The sequence below is a fragment of the Maricaulis sp. genome, from assembly GCF_015665295.1.
In the GTDB taxonomy this organism is placed as follows: domain Bacteria; phylum Pseudomonadota; class Alphaproteobacteria; order Caulobacterales; family Maricaulaceae; genus Maricaulis.
This window is the reverse complement of record NZ_JADFAJ010000023.1, coordinates 26,194-39,564: the sequence shown is the minus strand read 5'-3', so window position 1 is coordinate 39,564 and position 13,371 is coordinate 26,194. Positions and strand designations below refer to the sequence as shown.

General features: G+C 63.7%; 13 protein-coding genes. 10 read left to right on the top strand and 3 right to left on the bottom strand.

The genetic code is table 11. The annotated features are described in order from the left end of the window. Positions 1-44 precede the first annotated feature (44 nt). On the top strand, positions 45-545 hold the full coding sequence (locus QZZ02_RS10905; RefSeq protein ID WP_291844391.1) for a lysozyme inhibitor LprI family protein: 501 nt from the start codon (positions 45-47) through the stop codon (positions 543-545). Here QZZ02_RS10905 and QZZ02_RS10900 read toward each other — a convergent pair. From QZZ02_RS10900 to QZZ02_RS10890, 3 genes are all read right to left on the bottom strand, one after another. Next, a complete protein-coding gene (locus QZZ02_RS10900) occupies positions 530-2,284 on the bottom strand; it encodes a patatin-like phospholipase family protein (RefSeq protein WP_291844389.1) in 1,755 nt (584 codons plus the stop codon). The two genes, QZZ02_RS10905 and QZZ02_RS10900, sit on opposite strands and share 16 nt — an antisense overlap. A 109-nt stretch (positions 2,285-2,393) precedes the next feature. After that, positions 2,394-3,029, bottom strand: coding sequence for a hypothetical protein (locus QZZ02_RS10895; RefSeq protein WP_291844387.1), 636 nt, complete (start codon positions 3,027-3,029; stop codon positions 2,394-2,396). A gap of 189 nt (positions 3,030-3,218) precedes the next feature. Beyond that, the gene (locus QZZ02_RS10890; protein WP_291844385.1) at positions 3,219-4,079 is read right to left on the bottom strand and encodes a DUF5694 domain-containing protein; all 861 of its coding nucleotides are present in this window, start codon (positions 4,077-4,079) and stop codon (positions 3,219-3,221) included. A gap of 130 nt (positions 4,080-4,209) precedes the next feature. Here QZZ02_RS10890 and QZZ02_RS10885 point away from each other — a divergent pair, with 130 nt between their 5' ends. From QZZ02_RS10885 to QZZ02_RS10845, 9 genes are all read left to right on the top strand, one after another. Then, complete coding sequence (locus QZZ02_RS10885; RefSeq protein WP_291844382.1) at positions 4,210-5,817, top strand: carboxyl transferase domain-containing protein; 1,608 nt, start codon at positions 4,210-4,212, stop codon at positions 5,815-5,817. An 81-nt stretch (positions 5,818-5,898) separates the two neighbouring features. Beyond that, positions 5,899-6,486, top strand: coding sequence for an NAD(P)H-dependent oxidoreductase (locus tag QZZ02_RS10880; RefSeq protein WP_291844379.1), 588 nt, complete (start codon positions 5,899-5,901; stop codon positions 6,484-6,486). A gap of 71 nt (positions 6,487-6,557) precedes the next feature. Continuing rightward, a complete protein-coding gene (locus QZZ02_RS10875; protein ID WP_291844377.1) occupies positions 6,558-7,199 on the top strand; it encodes a heme-binding protein in 642 nt (213 codons plus the stop codon). Positions 7,200-7,300: 101 nt separating this feature from the next. Beyond that, positions 7,301-7,621 carry a hypothetical protein gene (locus QZZ02_RS10870; RefSeq protein ID WP_291844376.1) on the top strand — a complete coding sequence of 107 codons (321 nt, stop codon included), beginning with the start codon at positions 7,301-7,303 and terminating at the stop codon, positions 7,619-7,621. 121 nt (positions 7,622-7,742) lie between these two features. Next, positions 7,743-8,135, top strand: a complete 393-nt coding sequence (locus QZZ02_RS10865; RefSeq protein ID WP_291844375.1) for a hypothetical protein — start codon at positions 7,743-7,745, stop codon at positions 8,133-8,135. Positions 8,136-8,336: 201 nt separating this feature from the next. Further along, positions 8,337-9,131 carry an enoyl-CoA hydratase-related protein gene (locus QZZ02_RS10860; protein WP_291844374.1) on the top strand — a complete coding sequence of 265 codons (795 nt, stop codon included), beginning with the start codon at positions 8,337-8,339 and terminating at the stop codon, positions 9,129-9,131. Between the two features lie 72 nt (positions 9,132-9,203). After that, the gene (locus QZZ02_RS10855; protein ID WP_291844372.1) at positions 9,204-10,001 is read left to right on the top strand and encodes a DUF817 domain-containing protein; all 798 of its coding nucleotides are present in this window, start codon (positions 9,204-9,206) and stop codon (positions 9,999-10,001) included. A 54-nt stretch (positions 10,002-10,055) separates the two neighbouring features. Next, positions 10,056-12,062 carry an acetyl/propionyl/methylcrotonyl-CoA carboxylase subunit alpha gene (locus tag QZZ02_RS10850; protein WP_291844371.1) on the top strand — a complete coding sequence of 669 codons (2,007 nt, stop codon included), beginning with the start codon at positions 10,056-10,058 and terminating at the stop codon, positions 12,060-12,062. A 216-nt stretch (positions 12,063-12,278) separates the two neighbouring features. Next, positions 12,279-13,232, top strand: coding sequence for a hypothetical protein (locus tag QZZ02_RS10845; protein ID WP_291844369.1), 954 nt, complete (start codon positions 12,279-12,281; stop codon positions 13,230-13,232). Positions 13,233-13,371 lie beyond the last annotated feature (139 nt).

Sequence of the window (13,371 nt, the reverse complement as noted above, 5' to 3'; positions counted from 1 at the left end):
ACAGGCAGCCAGGCTGCTAGCGTGACAGTCAGGAGGTACGGTCCGTGAAACCCGTCTCAACACTTATGCTCGGCGCGATCCTGTTGCTCGGATGCTCGTCGGAGCCATCAAGCGCCCAGCCCGGCGCGATGGACCGCCTGTCGGCCTATGACACGATAGATGCCTGTCTTTACCGCGAGACGGATCCGGTAGGACGGCAGGCCTGTATCGGTGAGTATCGGGCCGCCTGCGAGACGCTGTCGGATGAGGGCGAGACGATGGCCGGGATGATGATGTGTGCCGGTGAGGAATACGAGGCCTGGGATCGCTGGCTGAACGAGGCTTACCGGGATTTGCGCGAAAGCCTGCCGGAGACTGCCGTGATCAATCTGCGCGAGGCCCAGCGCAGCTGGATGGCGCATCGCGACCAGGATTGTCTCTTCCTGTCGAGCCTTTATGCGGGCGGCTCCATGGCAGGCCTCGAAAATGCAAGCTGCCAGACCCGCAAGACGGCGGAGCGGGCCATCGAGTTGATGCACTGGGATGCGGATTATCCGCCGTACTGAGCGGCGGGCTTGAGGCCCAGCGTTACACGCGTCTCGTCATCAATCCCGGCCAGCATGCCCTGGGCGGCGTCATAGCCGGCATCTCGGACTTCCTCGAATTTCTCCCATTCCCGGATATCGACCGAGGTTTCCGGCAGGATGAGGAGGTCGGCGGCCTCGCGTCCGATATCGCGGTGATCGGCGACACCGATCGTGGCCGCGCGCATCAGGAGCGAGGCAATGGGCGGTGGCGATTTCAGGCCATGCTTGCGGACCCACTCAATGAAGCCGGGCGGGTCTTCGAAATCGGCCGGATTGAGGCCCTGGGCCCGGGTCACGTCAACGCCGACGACCGGGCCACGATGGAAGGCCCGCATCTCGCGGGCCGGGAAATTTGTGAAGACGGCACCGTCGACCAGGATCTGGCCATTGACCACGACCGGCGGCAGCAGGCCGGGAATGGCAATCGAGGCGCGCAGCGCGTGCCGGAGAATGCCGGAACGGTGCACTTGCGGCCGGCCGCTGGCGAGGTTCGAGGACAGGCAGAAAAAGGGGCGGACCATCTCCGCGATCTCGATGTCGCCGAAATTCTCCTTCAGGCGGGCATCAACCTTCTCGCCCTTGGCCAGCGATACGACCGGAAGGGTCCAGTCATCGAGCGGATTGGAGTCGACGAAGGCCTTCCGGATGCGTTGTTCGAGCTCGTCATCGGACCAGTCGAGCGCAATGCCGGCGGCAATGATGGCACCCATCGAGGCGCCACCGACGAAGTCGAACGACAGGCCCGCCTCGCGCAGCGCCCGGATCGCACCCATATGGGCATAGGCGCGTGCGCCGCCGCCGGAGACGACCAGGCCGACCGAGCGTCCGGACAGCGTCCGCGCCAGGCGCGCCGTGTCGGCGACATGCTGGTTCTGGCGCCAGTGGAAGACCCGTGAGGCGTCGGCAGCATTCGCCCAGTCCTGCGGCCGCGAGGCGGCGCTCACCCCGCCGGGATGAAGCAGCACCACATCGAGGAGCTTAAGCCGCATGGCGGGCGAGGGATCGTCCGGCAGGAGCGGCGTCGAAGGGCGGGCATCAGCCCGGGCGAACAGCCACATCCGGTCGGCCCGGCCCATCGCGCGGCGGGCCCAGGCGGGATCGGAAAAGCGGGCGGTCAGCAGGACGATGTCATGCTCTTTTTCGAGCGCGTCGAGCCTTTGCCCGCTCCAGTCAGCGCATTTCTCGTCGGCAATGCCGCAGTTCACGCCCATGCCGGTGAGGGTCGCGGCCAGCTCCTTGGCGCGATAGTCCAGATCAATGGTCGGTGAGGTGCCGATCAGCGCGAAGACTTTCGGTTCCGAACCGGACGCCCGGCGCGGGCCACGCAGCCGGGCCAGCATCATGCGCGACAATTCCCGCATCAGGCTGGCATGCTTGTTCGTCAGGCGCTCGAAACTGGCCTTGGGCAGGCGCACCAGCTCGCTGTCCCTGAGCGCATAGACACTGGCGGAATGCGGCGTTTCGTCGAGCATCGACATTTCGCCGACCGGTTCGCCGGTCCGGATATAGCCGATCAGGTCAGGCCGTCCGAGCGCACCATTGCGGAAGGCCGCCAGTGCGCCAGAGCGAACCAGATAGATGGCGTCGGCATCATCACCTTCGCGAAACAACAGCTTGCCCGCCGGCAGGCAAAACCATTCAACCTCATGCTCGACAGCATCGAGCACGGATTTCTCGACCCGGTTGAGGAAGGGCAGGAAGGACAGGTTGAGGGGCATCTAGAATCGCCGTCGGCTGGTCACGATCCCCACTCTAGGACCGCACCGGGCCGTATTGAAGGGGGGATGAGCGGGCAGCCGGGGCCCGCGGGGTCAGGCTGCCGGCTGTCTAGAACCGACGTCGCAGGACCAGATGCCCCACGGGACGGACCGTGCGGGACTGGTTCTCGCCGATTGCATCGGCGTCGACACGGTCGAGATCTTCCAGCAATTGCATGCGTTCGCCGGTTTCCGGATCGAACAGGATCATCTGGTCTTCGCTGGAGTCCTGGAAGTAGGCGCCACCTTCCATGGTGATGCTCCAGGAGTCGATCGTGCGCACGGTGATCCCCGCCCCGAAATAGCGGGTCAGGGCGTCCAGATTGGAGCGTGTCAGCTCTTCGGAGAGTTCGGCATGGGGAAAGGCCGACCAGGCCGGGGCCTCCGGGCCGCGCATCCAGGCCGGGATGGCGCGGTCGCGGCGCTGGGCGATGGTTCCGGCTGAAAGATAGAACTCGTCACCAAAGGGGTGGATATCGACCTGGCCGGAAAGGGCTGTGATTTCGCTGAGATCGGAAATGTTGGTATCGAGCAGCACAGGCGCGCTTGACCCGTTGGTGGTGTTGACACGCCAACGCACGGCCGATGCGTCGCCAGAATCGCTGATTCCGGCCATCCAGGCAGCCGGCTCGACCGTCTGCTGGGCATGGGCCTGTGTCGTCGAAGCCGCAATAAGCGCGGCAGTTACAATCGCTTGTACGCGCATGGGCACCTCCCACAAGAAGCCGGAAACAGTCTAGTACAATCCGGCTCCAATCCCCATCAGCCTGCGAGGGAGGACTGAATCATGTCTTAATCCAGAGCGTCAGTCATTAAGAATCCTGACGCCCGGTTCGACCTTGCAACCATAGATGATGGCCTCATCCCTGCCAAGCAAGGCGCGACCGACCGCGGGTCAGTCCGCCGCGTCGTCCGGGTATCCGTCGAGATAATCGAGCGCGTCGACCCAGACCAGATTGGGTGCGCCGTCGACGAATTCGTCGAGCAAGGCCTTGTGACCCGACCCGTAGATGACCAGCACGCGCTCGCCGGGTTCGGCAAGCCGGGCGATATTGGCAAAGATCTCCAGATTGCGGCCCCACCAGCGGGTCATCTCGCGAGCACCGGCCGGATGACCGGCGTCGCCCGTCTGGGCCAGCAGGAGATAGAGATCGTGCATGTCGCGAGTGGGTTGCGAGTTTTCGGCGACGAGGCGTTCCAGGATCGTGTGGTCCAGCCTGGCGCGTGCGGCCATTTCAGCTTGCACACCGGCGATATAGCGCTCCCATGAGGCCATCAGCGCGACCTGTCCGGCTTGCGTCGCCGCTCCCATCATCGCGTCGAAATCCATCCCGCCGGGCGAATCGACCGCGTAGAGCCGGTCATGGCCGAGACGGGCAGCCAGCCGCATGCCGATCTGCTGGCGTTCATTCACGCCCAGATCGAACGTGCCGTCGCGAAAGGCCTGATAGCGGGCATTGAAGCCGCCCTCATGCGCGGGCAGGAGCTCGACGGCGATCCGGGTCGGTGCAAAGGCTTCCAGCCGATCGAGGACGTCGGCGATCTCGGCCTGGCGGTGCGCTGACAGGAAGTCATCAACCTGCGGATTGATCAAGTCGCTGCCGCCGCCCGTGAAGTGAAAACTGCCGAGGACGAGAACCTGTCCCGGCGGAGCCGGAGCATCGACTTCCTGCGCCGCTTCCTGCGCCAGAGCGGCAGGTGCCAGCAGGAGTGCGGCGGCCAGGCCGAACAGCCTGCCAATTGGATTGAACGGCATGAATTTCTCCCCGGTCTTGCGTTTCCCGACATCATGATGCGGCAAACCACGGGTTCGGATGCATGATTGTTTGCCATCGACGCGGTGCGCGGGTTAATCAGCCAGCAAGATTGCAGCTTTCGGGGCCTCCATGACCAAGATTGTTTCCGCGCTCGATACCGGTTCCGCCACCTTCCGCGAGAATGCCGACGCCATGGATGTGCTGGTGGCGGACCTTGAGGTCCGTACCGCCGCGGCAGCCGTTGGCGGTTCCGAGCGTTCGCGCGAGAAACACCTGTCGCGCGGCAAGCTTTTGCCCCGCGACCGCGTCGAACGCCTGCTCGATCCCGGCTCGCCCTTCCTCGAGATCGGGGCTTTGGCGGCGAACGGCATGTATGAGGGCAATGTCCACGGCGCCGGCATGATTGCCGGTATCGGCCGCGTTTCCGGTCGCGAAGTGATGGTCGTCTGCAATGACCCGACCATCAAGGGCGGCGCCTACTATCCGATGACGGTGAAGAAGCATTTGCGGGCGCAGGAAATCGCCATGCAGAACCGTCTGCCTTGTGTCTATCTGGTCGATAGCGGCGGCGCCAACCTGCCGCACCAGGCCGAGGTCTTCCCCGATCGCGACCATTTCGGCCGCATCTTCTACAACCAGGCCAACATGTCAGCCGAGGCCATTCCCCAGATCGCCGTGGTCATGGGCTCGTGCACGGCGGGCGGCGCCTATGTGCCCGCCATGTCCGACGAGACGGTCATCGTGCGCAAGCAGGGCACCATCTTCCTGGCCGGACCGCCACTCGTGAAGGCGGCGACGGGCGAGGTGATCTCGGCGGAAGATCTGGGCGGGGCCGATGTCCACGCCCGCGTCTCCGGCGTCGCCGACCATTATGCGGCCAATGACGAGCATGCGCTGCACACGGCGCGTCGCATTGTCGGCACGCTCAACACCGTCAAGCGCGTCGACCTCGATGTCACCGAGCCGCGCGAGCCGGCCTACGACCCGGCCGAGCTGGGCGGCGTGATCCCGGCCGATATCCGCGCGCCCTATGATGTCCGCGAAGTCATTGCCCGCCTGGTCGACGGCTCCGAGTTCGACGAGTTCAAGAAACTCTATGGCGAGACCCTGGTGACCGGTTTTGCCCGGCTCTACGGCATGCCGGTCGGCATTATCGCCAATAACGGCATCCTGTTCTCGGAAAGTGCCCAGAAGGGCGCGCATTTCATCGAGCTGTGCGCCCAGCGCGGCATTCCGCTTGTCTTCCTGCAGAATATCACCGGTTTCATGGTCGGTTCGAAATACGAGGCCGGCGGAATCGCCAAGGATGGTGCCAAGCTGGTCACCGCCGTCTCGACCTATCGCGGCCCGAAATTCACTGTGATCATCGGCGGCTCCTATGGCGCCGGCAATTACGGCATGTGCGGCCGCGCCTATTCCCCGCGTTTCCTGTTCATGTGGCCCAATGCCCGCATCTCGGTGATGGGCGGCGAGCAGGCGGCTGCCGTGCTGGCCACCGTCAAGCGCGACGGCATGGAAGCGCGCGGCGAGGACTGGTCGCTGGAAGACGAGGCTGCCTTCAAGGCGCCGGTGCGCGAGGCCTATGAGGCCGAGGGCAATCCCTATTTCTCGACCGCCCGGATGTGGGATGACGGCATCATCGCCCCGGCCGACACGCGGCGCGTGCTCGGCTTGTCGCTGTCGGCGGCGCTGAACGCGCCGATCGAGAAAACGAAGTTCGGCGTGTTCCGGATGTAGGCGAGGTCCGGTCTCCCCTGTGACGGCCTGTCACGGTGCGCAGGTCGGCGCGATCGGATAAACCACACTCAAGGTGTGGTCATGGCGAAATCGATCTGCATCATCAACGGGCATCCCGACGGCGCGCCGGAGCGCTTTGTGGCGGCTTTGAGCGAGGCCTACAGGCGTGGCGCCTGTTCTGCCGGGCATGACGTTTCGCGGATTGATATCGCGGCTGTGCCGATCGCGTTCCTGTCGGGCGAGGCCGAGTTCGCATCGGCACCGGAAGGCGAGATTGCGGCCGCGCAGGAAAAGATCCGAGCGGCGGACCATCTCGTCCTGGTCTATCCATTGTGGCTGGGCACGGTGCCGGCCCGGCTGAAGGCCTTTCTCGAGCAGGTCAGCCGTGGTGGTTTTTTCCTCGATACCGGCGGTGACAGCAGCAAATGGCCGGCGCGCCGCATGCGGGGCAAGTCGGTCCGCATCATCGTGACGATGGGCATGCCCGGCTTTGCCTACCGGCTGCTCTTCGGAGCTCACAGCCTGAAAGGGCTGGAGGCGGGCATTTTCCGCATGTCCGGCTTCAAACCGGTTCATCACACCATCTTGGGCGGCGTGGGGGCGTGTGGTCCCGAGACGCGCCAGGCCATGCTGGACCGGGTTGAAAAACTCGGTCGACAGGCGCGCTGATCCGTTTTCCGGCGACCGGTGCCGATCCGATCCGACGGGGCGGGCGTAGACTGAGGCAAAGGAGATCGCGCATGACCTCGTCCCATTTTCTTGCCATTGCCCTTTCTGTTGCGTCGCTGGGATTTGCCGCACCCGCCCGGGCTGCGGAGGAGCCGGCGCACACGGTGCTCCTGCGCGACGGTGCGATCGAGATCCGTGATTACGCCCCCCAGATCACGGCCTCGGTGGAGGTGAACGGCTCGATGGCGCGCGCTGGCAATTCCGGCTTTCGACCGCTCGCCAATTACATCTTCGGCGGCAACACCGCGCGCGACGGGGCCGGGGCCGACGAGATTGCCATGACGACGCCGGTGACCCAGACCCGGTCGCAGGAAATCGCCATGACCTCGCCGGTCACGCAGTCCATGCAGGGAAGGGATGACTGGCGTGTCTCCTTCATCATGCCGGATGAGTGGAGCCTGGACACGCTGCCCATCCCCAATGATCCGCAGGTCCAAATCCGTGAAGTCCCGGCCCGTCGCATGGCGGTTATCCGCTTTTCCGGCGGCGCCTCTGATTCCCGCTTCGAAGCGAGGTACCGCGAACTGGTCGCCTATCTGGATGCCGGGGGCTATGAGCGGATCGGTGACCCGGTTTATGCGCGTTATGATCCGCCCTGGATTCCCACGCCCTTTCGACGCAATGAGGTCATGATCGAGATTGCCGCCAGCTGACCGGTCGGGCGGGGTGGACCACTGAGCACGCTTCGCGTGACATCCGACTTGATCCTGTTAACCTCTCTGTCAGTTGATTGACTGTCGGGGGGCAGGTTCAAGTGCCGGAGTTTCTGGAACAATTTCTCAGCCTGGCCCGTGAGGGCTTTGCCGAGGTCAATGCGGTGCTTGGCCTGCTCATTGCGGCCGTAGCGACCTTGGTCCTGTCAAAATGGTCGCGCCTCATTGTGGTGGCGGGTGGTGCCGTCATCGCCCATATCGTGCTGGAAAGCCTTGCGCCCGTTATTGCAGAGGTCGGCGGGTTCAACCTGCCACCGCTCCTGGAAGCGTATTTCTGGCGTGAGGTCGGGGTGCTGTTTGTCGGATATCTCGTGGTGATCGGAATTCTGTTCGTGATCAAGCGGATTGTCACAAAAAATTAATAAAACTCGCCTGTCAGGAGAACTCGCTTTCCAAGACGAAAAATTCACTAGAACGTTAACACTAGACGCCCGTCTTGGGGTAAGGTGAGCGTAGCGTTTGTTTGCGGAAGGGGACCGCGTAATGGAATTTCTTGACCAGATCATGGGCTACATTCAGCCCGCGATTGATTTCTTCATGCCGGGCTTGGTGGCCCATGCCGGTGACGGCACGGTGGTGAACTGGATGCCGCTGGGAATTCAGCTGGGCGTGATCGCGCTCGTGCTGGCGCTCCTGATGCGGGAATTTGGCGCCATCCTGATCTTTACCGTCGTCGGTGTGATCATCCACGTCATTGTTGATGTGGTGATGCCCATGGTGCGTGGCGGCGGAGCAGGCGATTTCGACATCGCGGCCTTCGGTGCGCAATTCACCCAGACGCCCTATCTCCTCTATCTCGGCGCATTGGCGATCGGCTATTTCGTGGCCATCATCATCCTGTCGATGATCAAGGGCCTGATCTTCCGCGGCGATTGATCGCGGCATCTTCCGGCGGCGTAAAAGCGCTGCCGGGCTGGGGGCAAGAGCGGGCTGTCGGGCGACCGGCGGCCCGCTTTTCTTCGTCCGCACCTCACAGGCCTGCATTCTTTTGAAAATGATCACACGCCTTGTTGCCAGGCGCCGGTAGGCTTAAGCCTAGGGGACTGATTTCATACAGTCCTGCCTGCGGAGATTGCCATGACTGACGCCCCCGTCCTGCTCGATGTCAGCCCGGCCGGAGTGGCCGTGGTCACGCTCAACCGTCCCGACAAGCACAATGCCTTCAATGCCGAGGTGATCGCCCGGCTTTCCGATACATTCGAGACCTTGCGCGCCAATGGCGATGAGGTCCGCATCGTTTTCCTGCGGGGGAATGGCGGCAGTTTCTCTGCCGGCGCCGATCTGGAGTGGATGAAGGCGGCGGCGCATTACACTGAGGCCGACAATGAAGAGGATGCGATGGCGCTCGCCACCATGCTCAAGCGCCTCTATGACCTGCCACAGATGACGGTCGCCCTGGTCCAGGGCGCGGCGATGGGCGGCGGCGCCGGCCTGTTGGCCGCCTGCGATGTCGGCATTGTCATGAAGGACGCCAAGATCCGTTTCTCCGAAGTGCGCCTGGGCCTGACCCCGGCGACGATCTCGCCCTTCGTCATACGCGCCATCGGCCCGCGCTGGGCCCGCGCCCTGTTTGCCTCGGGCGAGGGTTTTGACGGCAATTTCGCGCACCAGATCGGGCTCGCCCAATATGTCGTCGAGAATGAGGACGAGATGGCGCTGATGGAAGAACATATCGCCAAGCTGGCCTTCTCGGCGGCGCCAGGCGCCGTCGCGGACGCCAAGAAGCTGGTTGATGACGTCACGGGCCAGGAGATCAATCATGGCCTCGCCGTGCTTACCGCCAAGGCGATTGCCCGGCGCCGGGCCTCGGAGGAGGGCAAGGAGGGCCTCAGCGCCTTCCTCGAGCGTCGCAAGCCGGTCTGGGCGGAGTAGGAGGCTCTGGCCCCGCTTCGCGATCCCCGCGCCTGGCTGCATGCCCGCCGCGCGGCGCTGCGGGCCTGGTTCGTGCGCGGGCCGTGGACGCTGGGCGTGTTCGAGTTTGTCAGCTTCGGCATCAAGCAGGCCTGGGCCTGTCTGTTCGGAGGCCTGATGCTCGCCTTGCTGCTGGCGACCTTCCTCTGGTACCCGGCCGACTTCGCGCTCGCACGATATGACTTCATCACCCTGGCGGCGCTCGGTATCCAGATCGCCCTGCTGGTCACCCGGCTGGAAACCCTGGAAGAGGCCAAGGTCATCGCCATCTTCCATATCGTCGGCACGGTGATGGAAATCTTCAAGACCCAGGCCGGCAGCTGGGTCTATCCGGAGGAGAGTTTCCTTCGGATTGCCGGCGTGCCGCTCTTTTCCGGCTTCATGTATGCGGCCGTCGGGTCCTATCTCGCACGGGTCTGGCGGATCTTCGAGTTCCGGTTCGACCGATTCCCGAATCTGTGGCTACAATCTGCTTTGGCTGCAGCGATTTACATTAATTTCTTCACGCATCACTACGGACCGGATATCCGCTTTTTCCTGTTCATTGCGACGGTCGCGATCTATGGGCGTTGCGTGGTCCGGTTCCGGCCCGACGAAGCCCATCGACCCATGCCGCTGGTGATCGGCTTCCTGCTGGTCGCACTCTTCATCTGGCTTGCCGAAAACCTGGGAACCTTCGCCCGCGCCTGGTCCTATCCGGGACAGGCGGTGGATTGGCACATGGTCTCCCTCGCCAAGCTCGGCTCATGGTATCTCCTGATGATCATCAGTTTCGTGCTGGTGGCGGCTGTGCAATACCGGCGCAAGGATCCGTCACGGATCGCGGACTGACCACTCGACGACCAAATGACCGACCACACCACTGACCTTTGGGATGACAGGCTCATGATCAAGACCCTCCTGATCGCCAATCGCGGCGAAATTGCCCGCCGCGTCATGCGGACCGCCAAGCGCATGGGTATCCGCACGGTTGCCGTGTATTCCGAAGCCGATGCCGATGCGCCGCATGTGCGCGAGGCGGATGAGTCGATCCTGCTGGGGCCGGCCCCGGCCTCCGAGAGCTATCTGCTGGGAGACAAGATCATCGAGGCCGCCATCGTCACCGGGGCCGACGCCATCCATCCGGGCTATGGCTTCCTGTCGGAGAACGCCGCCTTTGCCGAGGCCTGTGCGAAGAATGACATCATCTTCGTCGGCCCGTCCCCCGAGGCGATCCGGGCCATGGGGCTGAAGGATCAGGCCAAGGCGCTGATGGAGAAGGCCGGTGTGCCGGTCACACCGGGTTATCACGGCGACAACCAGGACCCGGCCCATCTCGCCGACGAGGCGGGCCGGATCGGCTATCCGGTCCTCATCAAGGCGGTCGCCGGCGGTGGCGGCAAGGGCATGCGCAAGGTCGATGCGGCGGAAGCCTTCCTCGCTGCGCTCGAAAGCTGCAAGCGGGAGAGTTCGAAAAGCTTTGGCGATGACCGCGTCCTGATCGAGAAATTCATCACCAATCCGCGCCATATCGAGGTCCAGGTCTTTGGTGACAGCCGCGGCCGTGTGATCCATCTCTACGAGCGCGACTGCTCCTTGCAGCGCCGCCACCAGAAAGTGATCGAGGAAGCGCCGGCGCCGGGCATGACGCCGCATGTGCGCCAGGCCATGTGCTCGGCCGCCATCAACGCCGCCAAGGCGGTCAATTATGTCGGCGCCGGAACGGTTGAATTCATTGTCGACGGGTCGGGCGAGCTCTCCGAGGACGGCTTTTTCTTCATGGAGATGAATACCCGCCTCCAGGTCGAACACCCGGTCACCGAAATGGTCACCGGCCTCGATCTTGTCGAGCTGCAGCTGAAGGTCGCCGCGGGCGGTTCGGTGCCGCAGCAGGACGCGATCCGCCTGAGCGGCCACGCCATGGAAGCGCGTCTCTATGCCGAGGACCCGGTGGCTGGTTTCCTGCCGTCGACGGGTCCGCTGGAGCGTCTCGAATTCCCGCAAACGGGGCCCGGTCGCCGTGTCGATACGGGCGTTGAAGAGGGCGGCGAGGTGTCGCTGCACTATGATCCGATGATCGCCAAGCTGATTGCGCATGGCGAAAATCGTCGCGAGTCCGCCCACATCCTTGCCGACATGATCGACGAGCTGGTGATCTACCCGGTCCGCACCAATGCCGCCTTCCTGCGCCGCACCGCCCTGCACGAGGAATTCCTCGCGGCGCGCCTGTCGACCGGCTTTATCGAGCAAAATCTCGATGATCTCGTTGCGGGCCAGGTGCGACCGGTGGATGCGGCCTTCGCCTTGCTCGGTGCTTTGGATCTGCGGCCCGTGATCGGCGGCTCGCTTGATCCGTTCGAGGCCGCCGATGGCTGGCGCCTCAACGCGGCGCCGCGGCTGCGCCATCGCTTCGCCGTGGGGGATGAGGTCATCACGGTCATTCTGGAGCGCGGCAGCCGGGCGCTGGAGGTCACCGTCGGTACCGAGACAACCCGCATGACCGATCTCGCGATCGAGAGCCGGGACCGTGGCTATGCCTTCGAGGCACGCGCCAATGGTCACGATCTGCGAGCGGTGTGCGAGCCGGTCGAGGGCGGTGTTCTGGTCTCGTGCCGGGGCCGCTCGACGGTGTTCGCCTATGAAAACCCAGAAGCCGCTGCCGACGCGCTGGAGGCCGGTGACGTGATCAAGGCGCCGATGCCGGGCAAGGTGCTGGCAGTCAATGTGACGGCCGGCGACAGCGTGAAGAAGGGCCAGGCCCTTGTCGTGCTGGAAGCCATGAAGATGGAACACGCCCTGGCCGCACCGCGCGACGGCGTGATTGGCGAGCTGACGGTTGAGACGGGCGGTCAGGTGGCCGAGGGCGATGTCCTGGTGGCGCTGGAAGCGCTGGACGAGGTGGTGGCGGCCTGACGCGCCGGATCGCTTCGCTGATGCCTTGGAGCTGTGCGTGAGCACACGTAACCATTGATGGCTTGCGGCCTTCTGCCCGCAAGCCATGAATGGGGAGGACCGACCACAGGTCGATCGTCGACGGGACCGGACGGCTCGTCGCCCCACTTATCCCCCCAGACGCGAAACCGGCACATCTCTTGCTCCCTCAGGGGAGACATCACGGGAGATGGATCAATGCGTGACACCTATATGGATCAGTTCGGGTCGACTTGGTCGGATGATGCGAAGCGCAAGTTTCGCCACCAGCCGATGACCGTGCGCCACAACTATCACGAACATCACGCTTTTTCCGACGTCGCCCTGGCGGCGCTGATCGAGCGTCATCCGCGCGACATGATCGATTTCTGCACAATGGGGGATGACGCCACCGACCATGACAGCTGGCGGGCCGGCGATCCCGGTGCTCTGAGCGGGCTGGAGCTGATCGAGGCCGTCCGCAAGGGCAAGCTGTGGATCAATCTGCGTCACGCCATGGACCGGGATCCCGAATACCGCCCGATCTATGACGCCATGCTGGCGGACATGAAAAAGGCCGACCCGTCCTTCCGGCCGCTGGTCGCGGAAGCGGGAATCCTCATCTCCTCGCCGACGGCACAGGTTTTCCTGCACTCGGACGTGTCGGAAACCATGCTGTGGCACATGCGCGGCGTAAAGCGCTTCCGCACCTATCCGCCCAAGCGGCCCTATCTCAACACCGACGATGTGGAAGCCGTGCTGCATCACGACAAGACCGAGGATATTCCCTTCGACCCGGCCTGGGACAAGGATGCCTTCACGGTTGATCTGCATCCCGGCATGGCGGCCAACTGGCCCCTGCATGGTCCGCACCGGATCGAGAACCAGTCCGGGGTGAATGTCTCGGTCCCGTTCGAGATTTCCACGCCGCAATCGCGCCTGCAAAACGCCGTTCTGTTCGCCAATGGTGTCCTGCGCCGCCGGTTCGGTCATGTGCCGACGGAGACCCGCACGGACGGGCCGGGCGCTCTGATGAAGCGGCTGCTGAGCTTTGCGGTGAAGCTGAAAGTCCGCGTCTTCGGTGAAACCGGGCGACCAATGCCCAAATCGGAGCGCACGTTTGATATCGACCCGGACGCACCCGATGGTTTTGTCGATCGCCGGGCCGCCTGAGGATTGACGCGCGCGTCGGTCAGCCGTTCATCGGTGTGACAATGTTGTAAGGCGAGGGGATTGGGGTCCCCTCGCTTTTTCATTTGTTTCACATGAGTTTCGGGGGTGATCGTTGAACCGTCCAACCTGCCTGGATATG

What these genes read in the sequence shown, in the direction of transcription:
- QZZ02_RS10900 (WP_291844389.1), bottom strand. Translation starts at nt 2,284, where the DNA reads ATGCCCCTCAACCTGTCCTTCCTGCCCTTCCTCAACCGGGTCGAGAAA.
- QZZ02_RS10895 (WP_291844387.1), bottom strand. Translation starts at nt 3,029, where the DNA reads ATGCGCGTACAAGCGATTGTAACTGCCGCGCTTATTGCGGCTTCGACG.
- QZZ02_RS10890 (WP_291844385.1), bottom strand. Translation starts at nt 4,079, where the DNA reads ATGCCGTTCAATCCAATTGGCAGGCTGTTCGGCCTGGCCGCCGCACTC.
- QZZ02_RS10885 (WP_291844382.1), top strand. Translation starts at nt 4,210, where the DNA reads ATGACCAAGATTGTTTCCGCGCTCGATACCGGTTCCGCCACCTTCCGC.
- QZZ02_RS10880 (WP_291844379.1), top strand. Translation starts at nt 5,899, where the DNA reads ATGGCGAAATCGATCTGCATCATCAACGGGCATCCCGACGGCGCGCCG.
- QZZ02_RS10875 (WP_291844377.1), top strand. Translation starts at nt 6,558, where the DNA reads ATGACCTCGTCCCATTTTCTTGCCATTGCCCTTTCTGTTGCGTCGCTG.
- QZZ02_RS10865 (WP_291844375.1), top strand. Translation starts at nt 7,743, where the DNA reads ATGGAATTTCTTGACCAGATCATGGGCTACATTCAGCCCGCGATTGAT.
- QZZ02_RS10860 (WP_291844374.1), top strand. Translation starts at nt 8,337, where the DNA reads ATGACTGACGCCCCCGTCCTGCTCGATGTCAGCCCGGCCGGAGTGGCC.
- QZZ02_RS10850 (WP_291844371.1), top strand. Translation starts at nt 10,056, where the DNA reads ATGATCAAGACCCTCCTGATCGCCAATCGCGGCGAAATTGCCCGCCGC.
- QZZ02_RS10845 (WP_291844369.1), top strand. Translation starts at nt 12,279, where the DNA reads ATGCGTGACACCTATATGGATCAGTTCGGGTCGACTTGGTCGGATGAT.